Consider the following 19,597-nt stretch of genomic DNA (forward strand, 5'->3'; position numbering starts at 1 on the left):
CACGCGACTATCACGCCCGCGGGGACGGGCCCCACGCCCCCCCCCCCAACGCCACCGCCAACGGCCCGCGCTACCCCCCCGGGGGGGAACAGCCAGCCCTCCCCCCCGAACGCCCGCAACAACTCGCCTGCCCCCGCCCCGCCCCACCCGTCGAACCCCGATTTCCAGCGCTACTCGGCCGGGGTCTTCGGCGACGCCAACCGCCCGACCAAGGTGGTCCAGCGCACCGGCCGCTCGGCCGGCATCCAGGACGGCTACCTCCAGGAGTCGCAGCGGATCGCCGCCTACCTCGACACGCCGGCAATCGCCGCCCGCCTCGAGGCCAAGTACCCCTTCCCCACCGTGATGATCGGGCCCGACATCGTGCCCCCGGTGGTGTCCGAGCTGCGCGACGTGCGCCAGACCCCGACCCGCACGCTCCTGGTCACCACGCTTGGATCCTTCGAGATCGTGCGCGACGCCCGCGTGACCGTGATCCCGCCGAACTGGCGCGATTACCTGACCGTCACCCCGCCCCCCGAGGGTCGCACCACCTGGACCCTGCCTAAGGGCGACGCCGAGAAGGCGAACTGGGAGATCGGCTACAAGGGCGGCCTCGAGGTCGGGATCGCCCAAGCGCGCGCCGCCTTCGATGACGGCCTCGCCCGCCTCGACCGGGATTTCCTCGGCATGCGCCGCTACGGCGAGCTCGCCGCGGCCGGCGCGGTCAGCCTGCCGCTCGTGAAGGTGCGCGCCACCGCCCTCAAGATCGGCAAGGACGGCCGCTCGGCCGCGGTCGACCAGCGCCTGCTCAAGATCGTCGTCGCCCCGAAATTCCTGCGCACGGCCGCGGCGGAGTAGGCCCATGCGCTGGACCGGAGCCACCCGCTACCCCGACGAGCCGATCACCGTGCATGGCCGCGACGAGGTCACGAGCCTCCTCGTCCACGCCGTCGCGATCGGCGCGAGTGACGTCATCTTTCAAAGTGGCCGGCCGGTGCTCGCCTCCGTCCACGGCCACCTCTGCGCCCTGACCCAGGTCTGGCTCCAGCCGACCACGCTCGCACGCATCGCCACCGAGCTGACCACCACCGACTCGATCATGTCGAAGCTCTACTCGGGCCAGGACTTCGATCGCGCGATCACGGTGCTGGAGCAGGACGCGAGCGACCGCCATGCCGAGCCGATCGGGCACCGCTTCCGCATCAACGTGACCGCCGGCTACTACGAGGGCGACGTCGGCGTGCAGATCGTCTGCCGCCACATCCCGGCCGAGCCCCCGACCGTCGAGCAGAACGGCACCGAGCCGGAGATCGTCGCCGAGTCGACCCCGGCGCAAGGCGCCGTCATCATCGCGGGCGAGACCGGCTCGGGCAAGACCACGACGATCGCCGCCCTGATGCGCCGCGTGCTCGAGGAGCCGACGCCGATCCACGGCAACGTGCTGTCCTACGAGGCCCCGATCGAGTTCGTGTTCGAAGGGGTGCCCTCGGCGAGCTGCACCGTCATGCAGCACGAGATCGGCCTGCACCTGCCGTCGTTCGCCGCCGGCGTGCGTAACTCCCTGCGGCGCAAGCCCGCCCTCATCATGGTGGGCGAGCTGCGCGACATGGACACGGTGCTGGCCAGCGTCGAGGCGGCCCAGACCGGTCACCCGATCTACACCACGACCCACGCCAACGACGTGGCGCACATCCTGCGGCGGCTCACCCTGAAGTTCCCGGCCGACCTCCAGGTCCAGGCCTTCCACGACGTCCTGTCGAGCACCCACCTCCTGGTGTCGCAGCTCCTCGTGCCGAAGGTCGGCGGCGGGCGGGTTTGCCTTCGCGAGTGGCAGGTCCTCACCGACCCGGTCCGGCGCGAGGTGGCGCGCGCCGGCATGGCCGAGGCCGTCGAGACGCTGCGCGCCATCATCGCGCGCGGCGAGGACGGCCGCTCCATGCGCGTCACCGTCATGTCCGCCCTCGAGCGGGGCGTGATCGACGTCGCCACCGCCCGCCGCGTCCTCGACCGCTACGGATACCGCGATGCCCGTCTCGCGGCGTAAGCTCCTGGCCGGCTGTGCCGGCGCCTTCGCGGGCCTCGCCGGCTACGATCCGGCCTACGCCCGGGCGCTCGCGGGCGCCGCCGGCCCAGTGCCCGTGCGCCTCTGGCTGCGTCGCGAGGGCACGAAGGAGGAGGTGAGCGCGATCGTCCGGACTCCGGACGGCTACAACGCGCACGACCTCCTGCTGCTGTCCTGGCTCCTGCGCGACGTCGGCGACGCCAGCGCGGCGGTCTGGATCGACCCGCGCCTGTTCGACCTCCTGGCGGCGGTCCAGGGCGCGATGAGCGCCGTCCACGGCTCGGCCGTGCCGCTGATCGTCACCTCGGGCTACCGGACGCCCAAGCACAATGCCGGGCTGGAGGGAGCGGCACGCGCGTCCCTGCATCTGGCCGGCCGCGCCGTCGACCTCAAGGCCGCCGGCTACGCCCCGGACGCGGTCGCGGTGGCCGGCGCGCTCTGCGGGCGCGGCGGCGTCGGGATCTACCCGAACTTCTGCCATCTCGACCTCGGCGCGGCCCGGGTCTGGGGCCGGGGACGCAAGACCTCGCCCGGCCAGCCGGCGCCCGGCACCCCGATCACGCAACCGAAGGAGTCCGCATGAGCGACGGTCACCTCCCCTGGCGCTGGTCCGCCGTGCCGCTGCGGTTCTTCGGTATCCACGGCAGCATTGCGATATTCTTCCCGTTGCTCATCATCACGGGTCTGAGCCGCTACACGTTCATCGCGATGGGGATGTACGCGGCGTTCCTCGCCTACTGCAATCATCGCAAGATGACCCCGATGCGGTATCTCAAGTACGTCTGGGCGAAATTCATCGAAGGTGGCAAATGGCCTGCGTTCTAGCTCGGACCCCGCGGATGCGGTCCTCCCTCATCCTCGCCGCCGTCATCGGCGGGCTCGGGCTCGGGCTGGCAGCACCTGCGCCGGCCCTGGCGCAGTCGACCGGCAATAATTGCCTAGTGCGGCAGGCGGCCGACGCCGCCGTGCAGCGCCAGATCGCGCTGATCGACGCCGCCAAGGTCAACCCGTCGAGCTTCTTCAACGGTCCGAACTCCTGCATCGCCGGGGACCTCCTCAAGCGGTTCGACCTCTCGAACCTGATCCCTGACCTGTCGGGCTTCCTCACGAGCGGGGTGACGAACCTCGTCCAGTCGGTGATCGACCAGGCCAAACGCCAGGTCTGCCAGATCCTCGACAATCAGCTCCAGGACACGATCCGGAGCATCAATCAGCAGATGAACAGTTTTCAGAGTTCGATCACCGGCGACCTGTTCCGGCAGCTCAACGGCTCGATCTCGCCGATCTCCCTGCCGAGCATCACCAATCTCGGGACGTACAACCACGTTCAGAACTCGGCGTTCGGCTCGGCGCTCAGCCTGACCCCGGCGCAAACCTCGACCTCGGTGGTGCAACCGGACACATCACAATCGTCCTCGACGATCGTCATCCCACCATCGTCGGGCACCACGACTGGCACCGGATTTGAGGGAATTATGCGATGATCGCTCGTGTCGCTCTGCTGTCCTCTGCCTTGTTTCTCGGTGCCGTCGGCTCAGTGCAAGCCCAGAAGCTGACTTTGCCTGTCGGGGAATGGGGACTTCAAGAGGGAAATGGGCCGAATTGTAATCCGCCCTTCCTCAGGATCGAACAAAACCGCATCGTCAAAAGGCTTGGCGGTGGCGAAGGACGTTGCCCTATCACCAAAATAAAAAAAGAGGGCAAGTACCTTATGGTCAATGCAAAATGCAAATATGACAAGTCTATCCCTTGGGAATATCTAATAGAAGGTGATGGTGATAGCGACAGGTTCTCGCTTATCGTGCAAACTCCGACGAAAATTTTGTTTAATAACACCCCCCATGAGCTTTGCCCTTCGGTTTCGGGGGCCGCTCGATGATCCGCGCGCGCGCGCAGGTTCTAACCTGCATCACCCTGATGCTTTCTGGGAATGCGGCCTTCGCGGGGACGTGCCTCACCGTCGACATCATGAGCCCTGCCGGCCAGCGGGTCTCATCCCCCTATGGCGTGGATCGGACTGGGCGGCCGGGAGCTTCAGCGGGCTATCACCAAGGAATGGATATAGTAAATAGTCAGGGGGCTGGGACGCCTATTTATTCTGGATCGTCTGGTTCTATCAAATTCAGAGGTTTTGGTTCGGGCGGAACTATCGCTGACGTTGTTTCGGGGGATACGAGATTTTTCTACCTGCACATGAACTTGCTGAGTCTTCAAAGTCGAGAAAAGCCTACAGTTGCCGCTGGTGAACAGGTCGGCACGATGGGCTGCAAGGGTATGGATCACTGCGCCCCGCACCTCCATCTGGGTACGCTTCTCAAGGGAAGTGCTCTGTCGGCAACGGGTACAAACGGACGCGTCTGGAATGAGGTTTCTCGCAAGAGCAGCAGTCCTCTGACCGCAGACGCGATCAAGTCGGCACTGCCGAGTGCGTGGTACTACGTCAATCCCGAGCCGTTCTTGCCTCGCCAAATCCCGATCTCGAACAAGTACCCCGACATGGCCGGGGGCCCGCGCGACACCACACTGCCGAAGACCTGCTCGCCCGGCCCCAATGAGGGGGCCGCCAGCGAGACCGTGTCCCGCTCCGACTCGCAGTCGCGTCAGGCCGCGATCACCAGCGCGGCCGGGAAAGCCGTCGGGTCGGAGGACCACGCGGTCAAGGTCGCCAACCAACCCAACCGCAGCCTCTACATCGAGCTGGCGCGCATCAACGCCACCGAGCTGACCGCCAACACCTTCGACTACGACGCGCAGATGGATGCCGCGCTGGCTCAGCTCGTCGCCCTCTACGCCCTCGATGCCCGTCCCGTGGAGGTCCGGCCGTGACGCGCCAGCTCTCCCTCCTCCTTCCGGCCGGCGCCGTCCTGGCCGTGGCCCTCGCGTCCCCCGTCCAGGCGCAAGGGCTCTACCCGCAGTGGGAGATCTCCCTGCAGCGGCTGTTGTCCGGCATGAAGGTCTCCGGCGCGCAGTCGAGCGCCACGGCCCTCCAGACCACCAACGGGCACAAGGCCGCGGCCGAGGCCGCCGCATCGACCCTGGTGAGCCAGGACAATGCCCTGCGGCTTGCCCGCATCCAGCACCAGTACGGCTACGACACCGGTACGGGCTACGCCGCCTGCAACGTCTCTCTTGTGACTTCAGAGGAGCGCGACAGCTACGCCTCGGCCGACAAGGTTCGGCAGAGTTTCCGTGCGGCCGACCAGCGCTGGTTGACCAATGGCGGTGATGCGGCCGAGCGCATGGGCGACAGCCTCGATCAACGCCGCACCTTCTACTGCTCGCCCTCCGAGCAGGAGACGGGCTGGTGCCGCGGCGCCAAGCCCGGCGGCTTCGGCGCCGGCGACTCCGACGCCGCGCCCTGGCTGCTCAACCGCGACTACGGCGCCGAGGAGGTGATGACCGCCGCCGACTACCTCGACGTCGTCGCTCCCCTGCCCACTGTGAAGCCCAATCCGGCCACGGCCGAGCAGGATGCCGCCTTCGTCATGGCCCGCCGCCAGGGCGCGATCATGAGCGGGGCTCGGGCCGGCCTCGTCGGCGTCATCGTCGGCGGCATGGGCGGCGACAGCCGCCAGGGAGGCAGCCCGTGACCCGTCGCATCCTCCTCTCAGGTCTCGCCGCCGCGGCGATCGGCGCCGTCACCCCGGCGCAGGCCCAGACCTGCTTTGGCGTCGAGGCGCGCGTGAACATCGCCACCTCCGCTCTCACCACGGCGATCACCGGCGCCATCACCACCACCCAAGCCGGCCTGATCGCCCAGGAGATCGCCGAGCGCGCTCGCCTCCTGTCGGCCGTGAAGGTGCTCACCGCGCAGTCCGCGGCCGGCTCGGATCAGGTCTCGAACGGCTTTCGCGCCTCGAGCGAGGCGCTGGCCACCACCGTCGTCACCCAGGAGCAGCGCCAGGCCGTGGCGCTCGCCACCCACCGCTACGGCTCGGTCGGCTACGACCCGTGCGGATCGAACACCAAGTCGCAGGCCCTCTACACGGCGATGACCGGCTCCGCCGCCGCCCGCCAGCAGATCGTCACGCCCGTGCGCGCCCAGCCCGGCCGCTACGCCGACCCGAAGGACTGGGTGAACGACGTCCGCTCCGGTGACGCCCCGGACGGCGCCGCCCTCTACAGCGGCGACGCGCAGGCGGCCGGCAAGTTCATCAACACCGTCGTCGGTTCGCCCGACGCGCAGCCGCGCAGCACGGCCGCCACCGCCACCAGCGACCGCGACCGGCTGGAGAAGACGGGCAAGGACACCTACCGCTCGATGACCGCGGTCGTGCTCGCCGACATCGCCGCCGATTACCGGCCCAACGGCCCGATCGCGCAGGCCCGGAACCTCTCGACCCACTGGCAGGGCAACGACGGCGGAGCCGCGTGGGCCGCCGGTGTCGCCGGCCAGCACGATCGCGGCATCATCCAGGACGCGGTCCGGATGGAGGCGGCCAACCTCGCGCTGCTCGCCCACCAGATCAAGCGCGGCATGCGCACCGAGGCCACCGCCGCCGCGCTGCTGCTCGCCATGGTCAACGCCCGGATGACGAACAGCGTGCCTGCGCTCGAGCGCGGTCCCCTCACCCCCGCGAGCTTCCAGGCGCCATGATGAAGCCCGTCCTCCTCGCCGTCTCCGCCGCCGCCCTCGCGGCCGGCCTCGCCTCGCCGGCTCTGGCGCAGACCTGCTTTGTCGCCGATCCGATCTGGATTGCCGGCCACAACAGCGCGACCACCACCCTCACCACGGGTGTGACCGCCATGGGCACCGCCGTCGCGGCGCAGCGCAGCATCACCCTCGAGCTGCTGCTGTCCGCCATGAAGGTGCAGACCGCCCAGACCTCGACCAACGGCGAGCGCGAGGTCAACCTCGTCAGCAACACCCAGCAGGCCGTCGCCTCGACCCTGTCCCAGGTCGCCCAGCGCCGCGCCCTCGTCGACGCGCGCGAGCAGTACGGGATCGACACCGGTCAGGGCGTGAACGCCTGCGGCTCGATCGACCTGATGAACGCGACCAGCCGCTCGATGGGCAACGTCCCGAAGAGCGGCCGGGAGACCTACCGCAGCCTCGACGTGGCGCCTGGCAAGAACACCCCGATCCAGGAAGCGGCTCGCGATCGGCTCGCGGACCCGACCAAGACCGACAGCGCGGTCCTGTTCGATCCCGCCGCCAGCGACGACGACCGCAAGAAGGTGATCGAGGCCATGGCCGGCATGCCGATGCCCAAGCCGACGGAGAACATGACCGGCGCGGAGGCCGACGTGATGATGCTGCGCGCCCGCAAGGTCGAGGCCCTGCGCTCGCCCGCACTCGTCTCCCTCAGCGCCGTCAGGGCGATGTCGTCCACCGACGACCACCAGACCGGCACCTCCGCCGGTTCGCCGCTCGCCCAGCTCGACGCGCTCATCAGCCAGTACGGCGGCGGGCCGCAACACGAGGCGTGGTCGGCCGGCCTTGCCGGCCAATCCGAGCACGGGCTCCTGATCGAGCTCGCCCGCATGCGCTCGATGTCGCTGTCCCTGCGCCAGCAGCTCATCGAGCAGCAGGCCCGCACCTCGGCGGTGTTCGGCACCATCCTGGCCACCCAGGCCGGCGGCAACCTCTAAGGGATCTCCGATGCTCCGCAGGATCATCGCCGCCGGCGGCAGCCTCGGCACCCTCGCCGCGACCGGCGCCGCCCAGGCCCAGACCACCGGCAAGGAGATCTTCACCCCGGTCCAGAACGACCTGGCGCTCATCAACTTGCGCAAGCTGCTCGGCTGCGTGGTCGACGGGGTGTGGACCGCCGCGACCTGCTCGGACGATCGCCCGCTCACGGTCGCCTTGGGATATTTCAACGTCGGCTGCCTGATCGTCTCGACGATCCTCGCCTGCTACCTGCTCTACTCGCTCGTCGCCGACACCGCCAACGACGGCCAGGCCTTCGGGCGGGGGTCCTCGGCCAAGTACACCATCCTGCGGGTGATGACCGGCGCGATCCTCAGCCTGCCGATCAAATCCGGCCTGTCGCTGGTGCAGATCCTGGTGGTGCAGATCGCCGTCTGGGGCTCGGGCTTCGGCGACACCCTCTGGACCCGGGTCGCCGGCACCCAGCTCACCGGCATGTACGGGACGCTCGCCCAGCCGACCCAGGCGCTCGGCGACTTCGCCCTGCGCGGCAAGCTCGCCAAGGTGCTCGAAGCCCGCCTCTACGGTCACGTCTGTGCCCAATCGCTGATGCTCTATGCCGCGAACGTGGCGGGCCGAAAAAACGCGGCCGTAATCAAAGAGGATACCGCCATAGACAAGGGTTTGTTCGGATCGTGGAGCACGCAGACGACGACCTACTTCTTCGTTGACGAGAAAGGGTATTTTCGCAAATCGAACAACCTGTGTGGCTCGGTCGTCTACGAGCACCAGAAGATCAACGTGAACCTCGCCGACACGAAGGACGCCACGACGACGTCGCTGCTGATCGCGCTGGCCGAGCAGCAGAGCCAGCGCGCGTTCCAGGCGGCGATCGGCAGGCTCGACGCCGCCGCGAGCGGGATTGCCACCACCATCATGTCGGGGGTCCGCGACGAGGAGGCGATCCAGGGTCGTATCAAGGACGCGATCGACGCAGCCTATACCAGCGTCAGCCAGAGCCTGTCCCAGGGCGACAACGCTCAGCTCAACCAGGCCCTGCGCACTTACCTGGACAACTCGACCGAGAACGGGTGGCTGTCCGCCGCGATGTGGCAGCGCTCGATGAGCCTCGTCCAGGCAAAGCTCCTCGCCTCTTCGGCCGGCCCGAGCGCCTCGGTGACGGCGGTGCCCCCGGCCGCGATCCACACCTACATGCCCTCGCTCGGCCACAGCGCCTACTGGCCGCTCGCCCAGGAGGCGCAGCGCAACGTTACCTATGTCGGGACGTTCTCCGGCTTCATCGCCGCCCAAGGCACTGGCAGCGTCGCGCGCATCACCAGCGACGACCCGGCGGCGCAGTCCGACCCGCCGCGCATGTTCGCCAGGGCGCTGTCCGCGATCTACTCGGGCGTGCTCGGGGTCATCAGCCGGCCGGAGAGCACGACCTGGAGGGACCCGATCCTCGAGGTGCAGGAGATCGGCCAGAGCATCGCCAACTTCGGTCTCCTCGCGACCGGATCCGCCGTCGGTTCTGATTTTATTGGCTGGGGCTTAGGCTTCGTCAAAAACCCGGCCGCGCAGGTTGGGCAACAGCTCGCAGAAAAAGCCTCCGGCTTCCTCTACTTCCTGGCGACGATCCTGTTTGCTGCCGCCTTCATGCTGGTCGGTCTGGTGCCGTTCGTCGTCATCGTTCACTTCCTGATGGGCACCTTCAACTGGTTCCTCGTCGTCGCCGAGGCGATGATCGCGGTGCCAATCTGGCTTTTGACCAAGTTCATGCCGGCCCGCTCCGACAGCTTCGTCGGCAACAGCGGCCAAGGCTACATGTTCTTCCTCGGCATCCTGCTGCGCCCTCCCCTGATCGTCGTCGGACTCCTCGCTTCGCTCCTACTGATGCGGGTGGGCATCGACATCACCAACGTGTTCTTCCGCGGCGCGCTGGCGATGCTCTCGCCCGACGGAACCATCGCCTACGCGATGGTTGGGACCGCCGGGCTGTTCGTCTACGCCGTCGTCCTGTTCTCGATCGTCATGCTGTCGGCCGGGCAGATCAGTGCCCTGCCGGAGACCGTGCTGTCCTGGATCGGGGCGCAGATCGAGCGGCGTGCCGGCAGCACCGCGGCAGTCGCCGCGGCCGGCATCGTCATGCCGAACTCACCCAACCGGATCCCGGGCAGCAACGCGAACAGGGCCGCCGGCGCCCTCCCCGCCGGCACGCGGGCTCTCTCGAGAAAAGCCGGCCGGACCATGCTGTCGAAGATCCGCGGCGAGCAACAAGGCTGAAGGGAGCGTGATCGATGAACGATGACACCCCTAAAGAGGTCGCGTGGCATTTCGGGATCGCGACCGTCCTGTCCGTGTCGCTGTGCGCCGCGCCGTTCGTGCCCGAGGCGATCCTGGCCTATGCCGGATACCGCTTCCTGCGCCACTTCACCTACGGCTGGCGCAGCTGGCGCGCGCCCGGGCGCGTGCCGCACCATCTCGGACGCCGCGGCTACCGCGACGCGACCACCCGCCGGCGCGGCGACGCCACCTGGCCGATCGGCCTGGCGAAGACCGGCCAGGTCTGGCTGCGGCGCGAGGATCTGGTTCAGGGCGTGGCGATCGAAGGCGACGACCTGGAATGGCAGGCCCTGGCGATTGGCAACCTCGTGTTCGGGGCCTGCATGAACGGCATGGGCGCCATCGTCGTCGAGGGCATCCCCAAGCCCGTCGCCCGGAAAAAGTCCGAACTCTCCGACGACAAGGTCCCCAGGAAGCCGGCGATGCTCTCCCGGCAAATCTCCCAGATCGCGCGGCCCTTCGGCCGGGACACCGAGGTCTATTCCATCGATCTCGACGCCGTGCCGCAGCCGCCCCTGCGGGTCGCGGCCTCGACCCTGACCACTGCGATCGCGGACATGCGCCTTGGACCCGAGGCCGAAGCGCTGCACGCGGAACTGCTGCCGCTCGCCATGGCGATCGCTATACACCGCAAGAAGAACCCGCTCGAGATCTACGCCGCCTTCCTCGACGAGGTCGCGCTCGACCGACTGATCAAAGGCAATTACGAGATCGAGGGGCACGGGGTCGCCGCCGACGAGGACGCATCGGCCGAAGGAGCGGCACTTCGAAAGGCGATCAAGCCGATTCAAAACCTCCCGGACGACAAGCGCGAGGTCGGGCGCAAGGCCCTCGCCGCTCACGCGGCCGAGATCGCCGGCCTCAAGAGCGTCTCGATGACCGAGGGGTTCGAGCTGCGCTCCGCCATCTCGGCTCGAGGGATCGTCTGCATCCGCCCCTCCTCGCCGCTCACCACCACGCTCGTGGTCGCGCGCTGCGTCGAGGCCCTGGTCGAAGGCAAGCCTGGCCATGCCGCCAACACCCTCATCCACGTCGTCTACCCCGCAGAGCTGTCGGGCAAGTCGGCGCGGCGCTTTCGAGCGGCCGCCGTGCAGGCGGGGTCGATCGGCACCCTCTCCCTCCCGGCGAGACCGCCTAGCCACATCTACAAGGCCGTCCGGAAAATCACTGCCGTTCGCATCCAGGCCAGGACCGGCTCTCGCAGCGGAGCTAGCGAAGACGCAAAGGTCATCTCCACGATCAAGGACTGCTCGTTCACACTCGACATTGAGATGCCCGCATGATCGAGAGTCTTTACCGCAAAAGCCCTAACAACGGCATATCTACGTTGAAAATACGCCCGAATCACATCCAGGACGTGATTCGGGTTGACAACCCTCGCCGTGGGGCCGGAGATGCCATTTCAGCGACATATGGGCCGAAGGCCGCCTTGGATCTCTCCGGAGCGGCCTTCGTGGCAGCTGCAGTGACCGTGCATAACCTAGGCACTCGAGCCAGAATCTAACCCTGTGAATCAGCTCCATCCACACGGAACTGCGGTCCAATGCCCACTGTAGGCGGCCCGGCTTAATGACTCCTATTGCTCCGATCATCCGAATCGTCCCACATGGGCTGTCACGTTGGCTGAATCGGATGGGGTCCGATGAAATCGGCAGAGGAACGTCTCGCGGAACTCACGGCCGGCGATCGTCGCCGGCAGGCGCGTCGCCGCGAAGCGCTGCGAGAAAAAGGCATGACCACGCAGAGCGTCTGGCTCATGCCTGAGATCCGCGCCCTGCTCGATCAGGAGATAGAGGCTGGACGGTTCAAGAACCGGTCCGAGGCGATCAATCACGCCCTGTCCACGGTCTACGGTGGCAAGGAGAGAGCAATGTCGTAGCGGCAAAGCAAAAGGCCCCGGTGCTGGGGAGCACCAGAGCCTTTGGATCACATATCCGCTTGGGGAAGGGACTGCGACCCGATTCGCACTCCTGTTGTAGCTTCCCTCCCATCAGCGGTCAATGACACCCTAACGGGTGAACGATCCCGCTTTGCCTTCCGCCATGGAGGGTTCGAGTGGAGAGGGTTAATACCGGTGGACGGCCGCTGACGCGCGCCGCTCTCGCCGGCCGGAGACGTGCGCTCGACGAAGGCCGCGCGGTCTCCAGGCGCGAACTCGCGGGTCACGCTCGTGACGCCGCCAAGTCACTTGCCTTGCGCCCTTCGCTGCGCCAAGTGCTTGAAGCGTTGGTCGCGGCCTGGGGCGAACAGCCTTGGGCCCGGCTTTTGGTCTGGCCCTCGAACGAGCGCCTGTGCGAAAAGACGGGGCTCTCCGAGCGCGCCGTCCGTTACGCCCTGCGCGATCTCGTGGCCCTGGAATTGATCGCCCCGAAGGACTCGGCCAACGGCAAGCGCTACGCCATCCGGGCGCCCGACGGCTCGATCGTAGACGCTTTCGGGTTCGATCTCCTGCCTGTCGTCGCACGGGCTGGCGAATGGGCCGAGAGGCTACGCGCGTTGACCGCCGAGGTTGAGCGCAGACGGCGTTCTTTTGACCTTTTAACCGTCTGTCGCCGTGCCGTTTCGGAAGCGCTGCACGGGCTTGCGACGCAACATCCTGGAGTTTCGATTTCCGATCTCGCCGCGGCGCGTGACGCCCTGGAAGAGTCCTCTCCCACGCGGTCGCGATCCTCGAAAGACCCGAGCCTGGTCGTAGAGGCGTGGAGTGAGCTGCGAGAGTTGGCTGAGGATCGCTTCTACCAAGCCGCCTGTGCCGGCAAATCGTGCGGCCACATAGAAACAAACAACGAATCCCTTAGTGAGTCTTGTAACAAGGTCTCTTCGAGAAGTGATGGGGCCAGGGCAGTGCTTCACCCTGCTCTGGTGGCGGCCGCCTGCCCCGTCGCGGCTGAACTCGGGTTCGAGATTCTGACCGAGCCGGAGCTCATCGACGCTGGGCGCTCGCTTCGCGGTTCAATCGGTGCCCACCCGAGTGCCTGGTCTGAGGCCTGCGAAAGCTTGGGGCTGGTTCAGGCTGCAGCGCTCGTAGTGATGGTCGCCCAGCTGCACGACGACGAGACGACGGGCAGGCGCAAGTCCGAAATCCGGAACCCCGGCGGCTACTTCAGGCATCTCGTGCGGTTGTGCCTCGATGGCCGCTACAGCGTGGCCGCTGAACTAATGACAATGCGCCGAAGGCGGATGACGTGACCGATAAAGAACATATGAATGCCCAGGAACGCTCTATCATGCCGATCGCTACCTACGTCGATAATGCCGATATTGACTCGAAGTTCATGTGTCGGAGCATATCAAGCGCTTGGGTGACAGCGCCGACCTGAAGTAGGCAAATTCGGATGCTGAGAAGGCTGCGAGCCGACAGCTTCAAAGCGAGGTCGTGCGGCTACGGTGACCCGAACAGGGCAACCTGGCCTGATTGGCTCGATCATAGGAGGAAGCTGTGAGAGCCAGTTTCAGAACTGGCTGGCAAGCTTGAGGGTTGAATGAGCGGCATGCGTTGCGGGTATTGAGTGAGTGTCTGACGCTCCACTCGAGAGACTGGGTGTGGACGCCCGCCGCTCGCGGAGCTTGTGCGCGAAATTCTGCTACATGTGACCTGCCTAAGCGACGTCGATTGGGTCTTGCTCGCGCGACTGCTGCCCGCCCCAGCCCGAACAGACCGCCCGGAGCTGTAGTCGCCGGGCGCCGTGCTCGATGGCATCCTCTGTGACCCGCGTACCAGCTGCGCCTTGCGCCAGCTGTCGCTCTACTTCCCGCCCTGGGGCACGCTGTACCGCTGGTTCCAGCGCTGGGGCGAGGCCGGCGTGTTGGAGCGGATGCCGCACGCCCTGACCCTGGCGGATCGCGAGCGGGTCGGCGCTAGGCCAATCCGGCGGGGGCTATCCTTGATGCGCAGGCGGTGCGCTCGGGCGGTGTCTGGTTCGAGGGCGTGCGCGGGTACGATCCCCCCAAGCGCATCTACGACCGCTCCTCGCCCCTTTGCGCTGGCCTCCAGGTCTGCGAGCACGAGACGCCGCGCTAGCATCACCCTCAAGCTCGTCGCCGGATAGGCGAAACTGGCGGCCTCCATCCCCCCTCCCCTCTTATGACGACATATCCAACGTGGTGCGTCTCCCCCTATCGCGGTCTGTGGAGCCCTAATCGACCGCTGCCTGCAGCTTCGATCGACGTTCATGCCAACGACTGGGACCCCGACCCACTTGCCCGGTGGCTGGGGCGTTGATCGAGCGTCAGCGCGATCTGCCACTCATTGTTTGGATTGATAGACGGCGGGCCGAGCGCGAGCGCGGACGGCTATTAGCAGCGATACGGATAGCGCTTCTGGCGGAACCACATTCGTTCCAGCGCGATCGAGCCGTCTTTGGGTAAACTTGGGTGGCAACCCAGATCGATCCTCCTGCAGCGCTTGCGTAGCCCTGATCCCGGACTCGACACCACCTGCGAATCGTAGCAAATCGGTAACCTTCACGGTTTTAACGTCCATTCGGCCGATTTACCGTGAGCGAGAGCCGAGGCTGTGAACCAGCATGTCATGCCGCACCAGACGTTGAGACCGTCAGTGGTCACCCAAAGCGAGATGATCGGCGACCACGCCGAAATCCTGCGTACCCAGTTACAAAGGATGTCAGCTGCGCTCTATCCACCGAGTGCTGCCAAGACCCTCCGTCGGTTCTCCTCCGGCGAGGCAGCCAAAATTATTGGCGTTTCGGACAGTCGGTTGCGGCAACTCTCGATCGATCGAGCAGGACCCCAGCCCGAGGTTTCCGCGACCGGGCGCCGATCATATTCGCTCGCCGATATCCATGGCGTTCGCACGCATCTGGACGAGATTAATCGTTCGGGTCGTAAGTATCAGCCTTGGCGGGGACCGGGCGAGCACCTTCAAATCATTTCTGTGGTGAACTTCAAAGGTGGCTCGGGCAAGACCACAACGGCGGCGCACCTTGCACAGTCCCTCGTGCTTCGCGGTTATCGCGTCCTCGCCATCGACCTAGATCCCCAGGCCAGTTTGTCTGCCCTCCTCGGTGTTCAACCTGAACTCGACGTACGACCGAACGATACGCTCTACGGCGCAATCCGGTACGAGGGAGCTCGCCTACTCTCCGAGATCATCCGTCCAAGCTACTTTACTGGCCTCGACGTTGTGCCGGCCAATCTCGAGCTGATGGAGTTTGAGCACGAAACGCCGAAGGCGCTGGCCAAGCGTAGGAGCACCGACCAGCTTTTCTTTACCCGCGTCGCTCAGGCCCTCAGCACAGTCGATGACCGCTACGACATCGTTGTGATCGATTGTCCGCCGCAACTCGGGTTCCTGACGCTCTCAGCCCTGTGCGCGGCAACGTCGCTCCTCATCACGATCCACCCGCAAATGCTCGATGTCTCGTCGATGTCGCAGTTCCTCGCGATGGCGAACGACCTTCTCTCCGTCGTGCGAGATGCTGGCGGGAAGATCGAGTATGATGCGTTGCGCTATCTCATCACGCGATACGAACCACAGGATGGGCCGCAGAACCGCATTGTTGCATTGCTGCGCAACTTGTTCGGAGAGGCCGTACTGAACGCACCGATGCTGAAGTCCTCAGCGGTATCGGATGCCGGTCTATCCAAGCAGACTCTCTATGAAATCGGGCGGGAGACCATGACACGTTCGACCTACGATCGAGCCATCGAAGCTCTCGAAGCCGTGAATGCGGAGATCGAAGCCACCATCCGTCGCGCGTGGGGGCGTGCATGAGCCGGAAATCAAGCCTCGACGCAATCTTCCAGACGGGACCGCTGCCAGTGGTCCCCTCCCCGGCTGAGCCGTTAGAAGCTTCTAACGGGCCGAGCGACGGTTCGATTTCACCGTTAGAAGCTTCTAACCCCCCACCTGTTCCGCGCATCCGAAGCGGAGCCGTGGCGGCCATGGGATCGGCTCTTGAGCACCTTGCGTCTCGCGCGGAAGTCGCCGAGCAGATCGAGACCGGTTCCGCAATCGTTGAGCTCGATGCCGAACTGCTTGATGGATCTTTCGTCGCCGACCGAGTGTCAGATGCGACCGATCCGACACTCGATACTCTGGTCGAGAGCATTCGCGAAAGTGGTCAGCAGGTACCGATCCTTGTCCGTCCGCACCCGTCCAAGCCTGGGCGATACCAGATCGCCTTCGGACACCGCCGCGCCAGAGCCTGCCGTGCTCTCAGAAGGCCTGTCCGCGCAGTCGTTCGACCGCTCACCGACGCGGAGCTAGTTGTCGCGCAGGGCAAGGAGAACCTCGATCGCCGAAATCTCAGCTACATTGAGCGAGCCTTCTTCGCCTTTCGGCTTGAGGATCTAACTTTCACGCGGGACGTGATCTGCGCGGCGATGGGAGTCCATAAGCCGGACGTATCCAACTACATCACTGTTGCACGTACGGTCCCAGAACACGTAGTCGCCGCCATTGGGCCGGCACCAAAAGCTGGCGGTCCGCGCTGGCGTACACTCGCCGAGCTAATCAGGACAGCGCCGCCGAACAAGGTGGACCACATCCTCGCCGACCCGAGTTTTCAGGGACGGCCGACCGATGAGCGATTTGCTCAACTGCTCGAGGCATTAGCCCCAAAAGCAGATGTGAAAAAGGTTGAGGTCTGGAAGGACGAGACGGGACGCAAACTCGCTCGCGTCGAGCGGGGAGATCAGCGCTTCATCCTTTCGCTGGATGAGAAGCTGGAGCCGACTTTCGGCAATTATCTGCTCGGCCGGCTTCCTGAACTCCTCGCCGACTTCAAGGCCGGCAAGGATTAGTGTTCTGCACGTGAAGTTAGTGGCAAACAGGATGCTCCTGGCTCAGTGTCGAGTGCCCGCAAGTAGAAGCGTTTGACGCTGGCCAGGGTGGCGTCAGCTGACATCACCCACCGGAACGATTTCGGATCAGCATTCGTGGTTTCGTTGGAAGCCTGAATGTCGCGTTTGAGCTCTTCGACTGAGCACTGAACACCGCGCCGGATCGCCCGTAAGGTCATAAAGCCGAACCATCGATCGACCTGATTGATCCAAGAGGTGGAAGTTGGCTTGAAATGCACGTGATAGTGCGAGTGCGTGGCAGCCAAACGCGCATCAGTTTGGTCTTGTGCGTCGCCAAGTTGTCGAGCACAAGATGCACGTTGGGATAGGCCGGCACCGCCGCCTCGGTCTCTTCCAGCAAGCAGCGGAGTTGGCTGGATCGGTGACGGAGGTAGCACTGCCCGTTGGCGGTCCCGACTTTCACGTTGGGAGAGGCACATAAGCTGGTGGTACCATGCCAAGCATAGGCCTGGGTGCGCCGCCTTGCCTCACCGGGCCGGAGCGGTAGCAGTGGCTGCGTGCGCTCAAGCGTCTGGACTAGGATTTCTCGTCCACGCAGCGAACCAGGGCGCGGGTGAGCAGCGCCAGGTAGGGCCCAACGACATTGGGCATCTTCTCGGCAAACAGCGGATCGGTCGAGAGCTTGAAGGTCTCGGACCGGTGCGGCTGCAGGCCGAACGCTCACCATACTCGCACGACCGCTGCGTCCGACACCCCACTGGCCTTGGCCATGCTGCGCTGGCTCCAGTGAGTGGCACCCTGGGGCCGCTCGCAGAGCGTGCGGTCGATCAACTCGGCGACTTGCTCGTCGCCGATTCGGCGCGGGGCTCCCGAGCGAGGTTCATCCAGCAGGCCATCCGTGCGGTCGCGGGCAAACCGTTCGCGCCACTTGCCGACCGTGTGCTTGCCGGTGCTCAGTTCCGCTGCGATGGCCGTATTGCTCCGTCCATCGGAGGCCAGAAGCACGATGCGGGCACGCAGGGCGAGCCCCTGGGCTGTCTTGCGGCGGCGGGCCCAGCTCTCAAGCTCAGCTCGTTCCTCGGCGCTCAGGTCAAGAGATGTGGGTACACGGTAGGCCATCGGCGCCTCCCAACAGACCTACACTTTGCCACGAACTTCAGACGCGGGACACTAGCCATCCTGAGCGAAGGCACCGATCCGCTCCCCACCGCCTAATCAACGCCATCGAAAGCTTATCCCTTGCGTCTCTAAAGCGTTACTCTTTCCGGCTTCCGCTGCTCTGGCTCGGCTCTGCGTGCGACAGCAGGTTTCTTGCGGGGGCAGGGGAGGGGGCCGAAGACTACAAGGGTGTCCTGCAATGGCGCGAAGCCGAACGAGCCGAGGTGTGACTTCGACACTATGCGGGCGGTTCGGTTGACGCCTCCGATGGACTGCGTGGGATGCATGCTCCTGCTTTACCGTGACATCGTCACGGCCCTGCGTGCGACGGCAAGATACCTGCTGGGGCAGGGGAGGGGACTGATAACGACGAGAGGGTCCGGCAGACAATGATCCTAAGCTGTCCCTCGCGGCGCGCGAGGCGAAAGCTCGTTTCCGAGCGTTTTCAAACATTAGATTGCCTGACAGGGTTTTTGGACACTGGTTGTTGAGGGCTGAAGCGCCGATCCGGGTTGGTATCGGCCTACGGCCCCTTGACCGCACATGCTTGAGCAGGAACAAACACTGAACTTCGAGGCAGGTGGCACCGCGCGCGTGTCGCCAACGGGGGATGCGGTTTCAGCTCCACGCCCATGCGCAAAATCATCCACATCGACATGGACGCGTTCTATGCCTCCGTCGAGCAGCGCGACGACCCAAGCTTGCGGGATCGGCCGCTGGCGGTAGGCGGCTCGCGCGAGCGCGGCGTCGTGATGGCGGCGAGTTACGAGGCACGGCGCTTCGGTGTCCGCTCGGCCATGCCGTCGGCCACCGCGCGCCGGCTCTGTCCCGACCTCGTGTTCGTGCGGCCCCGCTTCGATGCCTACAAGGCCGTCTCGTCCGAGATCCGTGCCGTGTTCGAGGAGCACACGCCTCTTATCGAACCGGTGGCGCTCGACGAGGCGTACCTCGACGTCACTGAAAACCTGGAGGGTGTGTATCAGCACCGAAGCGGACCCCTGCCAAGAAACCTACCTAAACCACTGATTGTAAATCAAATAATTGGCTCCAGGCGGGGTCCCGACCGGCGCCGATCGGGACCCCGCCTGGAGAGGCATTTCCAATTTAGCTTTAACGGCTTGCTCCTGTTCCAGCCCGGGGTCCCACTTCTGTGTCGATCCACAATCACCCTGCCAAGCGCCTGGCCGATCTGCTGCCCTGGAACTGGATGCCGACAGGCGGGGCCCAGCAGGCCGCCTGACCAGTGGCTCCGTCACCGAGAGCTTACGCTGAAGAGGGCCATGCGGGCCTCAGGCCGGGACTCGAAGCGCCGGCGAGCGAGAAGTTCGCATTCCAGGGTCGAGAAGAAGCTCTCGGCCATGGCGTTGTCGTAAGCATCTCCGACCGAGCCCATCGAGGGCCGCACACCCGCCTCGCGGCAGCGGCTGCAGAAGGCTAGCGATGTATATTGCGAGCCCTGATCCGAGTGGTGGATCACGTCCCGCGGCTTTCTCTGGCCTGTGTATCGGCACCGAAGCGGGCCACCACCAAGAAACCTGCCTAAACCATTGACTGCAAATTAAAAAATTGGCTCCAGGCGGGGTGCGCAGCTGAGCAGCACCGGGGCACCGCCCGGAGGCACAGGTCCAAGATATCTCTACATAGGAGTTCCTGCTTATGCTCAGGGGACCACCTCTGGTACGCTGTGTCCGCAA

17 protein-coding genes and 4 pseudogenes are annotated in these 19,597 nt (G+C 65.4%); 19 read left to right on the plus strand and 2 right to left on the minus strand.

The window, feature by feature from the left end:
• From VP06_RS25755 to repB, 18 genes and pseudogenes are all read left to right on the plus strand, one after another.
• Positions 1-840 (plus strand): type IV secretory system conjugative DNA transfer family protein (locus VP06_RS25755; protein ID WP_245291313.1); only part of this gene is annotated, 840 nt, incomplete at its 5' end.
• A 4-nt stretch (positions 841-844) separates the two neighbouring features.
• On the plus strand, positions 845-2,026 hold the full coding sequence (locus VP06_RS25760; protein WP_048466663.1) for a type IV pilus twitching motility protein PilT: 1,182 nt from the start codon (positions 845-847) through the stop codon (positions 2,024-2,026).
• Positions 2,007-2,627: a YcbK family protein gene (locus tag VP06_RS25765; RefSeq protein WP_048466664.1), complete on the plus strand. Its 621-nt coding sequence runs from the start codon at positions 2,007-2,009 to the stop codon at positions 2,625-2,627. Before VP06_RS25760 ends, VP06_RS25765 begins: the two co-directional genes overlap by 20 nt.
• Entirely contained in the window at positions 2,624-2,869 is a 246-nt protein-coding gene (locus VP06_RS25770; protein WP_048446453.1) for a hypothetical protein, read from the plus strand. Before VP06_RS25765 ends, VP06_RS25770 begins: the two co-directional genes overlap by 4 nt.
• A gap of 14 nt (positions 2,870-2,883) precedes the next feature.
• Positions 2,884-3,528: a hypothetical protein gene (locus VP06_RS25775; protein WP_245291314.1), complete on the plus strand. Its 645-nt coding sequence runs from the start codon at positions 2,884-2,886 to the stop codon at positions 3,526-3,528.
• Entirely contained in the window at positions 3,525-3,923 is a 399-nt protein-coding gene (locus VP06_RS35290; RefSeq protein ID WP_082167621.1) for a hypothetical protein, read from the plus strand. Before VP06_RS25775 ends, VP06_RS35290 begins: the two co-directional genes overlap by 4 nt.
• A gap of 176 nt (positions 3,924-4,099) precedes the next feature.
• Positions 4,100-4,360 (plus strand): annotated as a pseudogene (locus VP06_RS38280) (peptidoglycan DD-metalloendopeptidase family protein); the annotation flags it as partial.
• Positions 4,361-4,501: 141 nt separating this feature from the next.
• The gene (locus VP06_RS38285) at positions 4,502-4,870 is read left to right on the plus strand and encodes a hypothetical protein (RefSeq protein WP_245291317.1); all 369 of its coding nucleotides are present in this window, start codon (positions 4,502-4,504) and stop codon (positions 4,868-4,870) included.
• A complete protein-coding gene (locus VP06_RS25785; RefSeq protein ID WP_048466667.1) occupies positions 4,867-5,634 on the plus strand; it encodes a hypothetical protein in 768 nt (255 codons plus the stop codon). The genes VP06_RS38285 and VP06_RS25785 overlap by 4 nt, the downstream gene beginning before the upstream one ends.
• Positions 5,631-6,641, plus strand: a complete 1,011-nt coding sequence (locus tag VP06_RS25790) for a hypothetical protein (RefSeq protein WP_048466668.1) — start codon at positions 5,631-5,633, stop codon at positions 6,639-6,641. The genes VP06_RS25785 and VP06_RS25790 overlap by 4 nt, the downstream gene beginning before the upstream one ends.
• Positions 6,638-7,636 (plus strand): hypothetical protein, encoded by a 999-nt coding sequence (locus tag VP06_RS25795; RefSeq protein WP_048466669.1) that lies wholly within the window; start codon positions 6,638-6,640, stop codon positions 7,634-7,636. Before VP06_RS25790 ends, VP06_RS25795 begins: the two co-directional genes overlap by 4 nt.
• A gap of 10 nt (positions 7,637-7,646) precedes the next feature.
• Positions 7,647-9,920: a DotA/TraY family protein gene (locus tag VP06_RS25800; protein ID WP_048466670.1), complete on the plus strand. Its 2,274-nt coding sequence runs from the start codon at positions 7,647-7,649 to the stop codon at positions 9,918-9,920.
• 98 nt (positions 9,921-10,018) lie between these two features.
• Complete coding sequence (locus tag VP06_RS25805) at positions 10,019-11,263, plus strand: hypothetical protein (RefSeq protein WP_245291315.1); 1,245 nt, start codon at positions 10,019-10,021, stop codon at positions 11,261-11,263.
• A 359-nt stretch (positions 11,264-11,622) separates the two neighbouring features.
• On the plus strand, positions 11,623-11,859 hold the full coding sequence (locus VP06_RS25810) for a ribbon-helix-helix domain-containing protein (RefSeq protein WP_048432303.1): 237 nt from the start codon (positions 11,623-11,625) through the stop codon (positions 11,857-11,859).
• A gap of 176 nt (positions 11,860-12,035) precedes the next feature.
• Complete coding sequence (gene repC / locus VP06_RS25815; protein WP_048466672.1) at positions 12,036-13,169, plus strand: plasmid replication protein RepC; 1,134 nt, start codon at positions 12,036-12,038, stop codon at positions 13,167-13,169.
• 497 nt (positions 13,170-13,666) lie between these two features.
• Complete coding sequence (locus tag VP06_RS39070) at positions 13,667-14,029, plus strand: transposase (protein ID WP_082167623.1); 363 nt, start codon at positions 13,667-13,669, stop codon at positions 14,027-14,029.
• Between the two features lie 482 nt (positions 14,030-14,511).
• Positions 14,512-15,714, plus strand: coding sequence for a plasmid partitioning protein RepA (gene repA / locus VP06_RS25825; protein ID WP_048466674.1), 1,203 nt, complete (start codon positions 14,512-14,514; stop codon positions 15,712-15,714).
• Entirely contained in the window at positions 15,711-16,745 is a 1,035-nt protein-coding gene (gene repB, locus VP06_RS25830) for a plasmid partitioning protein RepB (RefSeq protein WP_048466675.1), read from the plus strand. The genes repA and repB overlap by 4 nt, the downstream gene beginning before the upstream one ends.
• Here repB and VP06_RS25835 read toward each other — a convergent pair.
• Positions 16,742-17,864, minus strand: a pseudogene (locus VP06_RS25835) (IS630 family transposase). The gene repB and the pseudogene VP06_RS25835 sit on opposite strands and share 4 nt — an antisense overlap.
• Before the next feature lie 671 nt (positions 17,865-18,535).
• Here VP06_RS25835 and VP06_RS35305 point away from each other — a divergent pair.
• A pseudogene (locus VP06_RS35305) lies at positions 18,536-18,880 on the plus strand (Y-family DNA polymerase); the annotation flags it as partial.
• A gap of 293 nt (positions 18,881-19,173) precedes the next feature.
• Here VP06_RS35305 and VP06_RS35310 read toward each other — a convergent pair.
• Positions 19,174-19,401: pseudogene (locus VP06_RS35310) on the minus strand (integrase core domain-containing protein); the annotation flags it as partial.
• Positions 19,402-19,597: the final 196 nt, after the last annotated feature.

Source organism: Methylobacterium aquaticum, assembly GCF_001043915.1.
Taxonomy (GTDB): Bacteria; Pseudomonadota; Alphaproteobacteria; order Rhizobiales; family Beijerinckiaceae; genus Methylobacterium; species Methylobacterium aquaticum.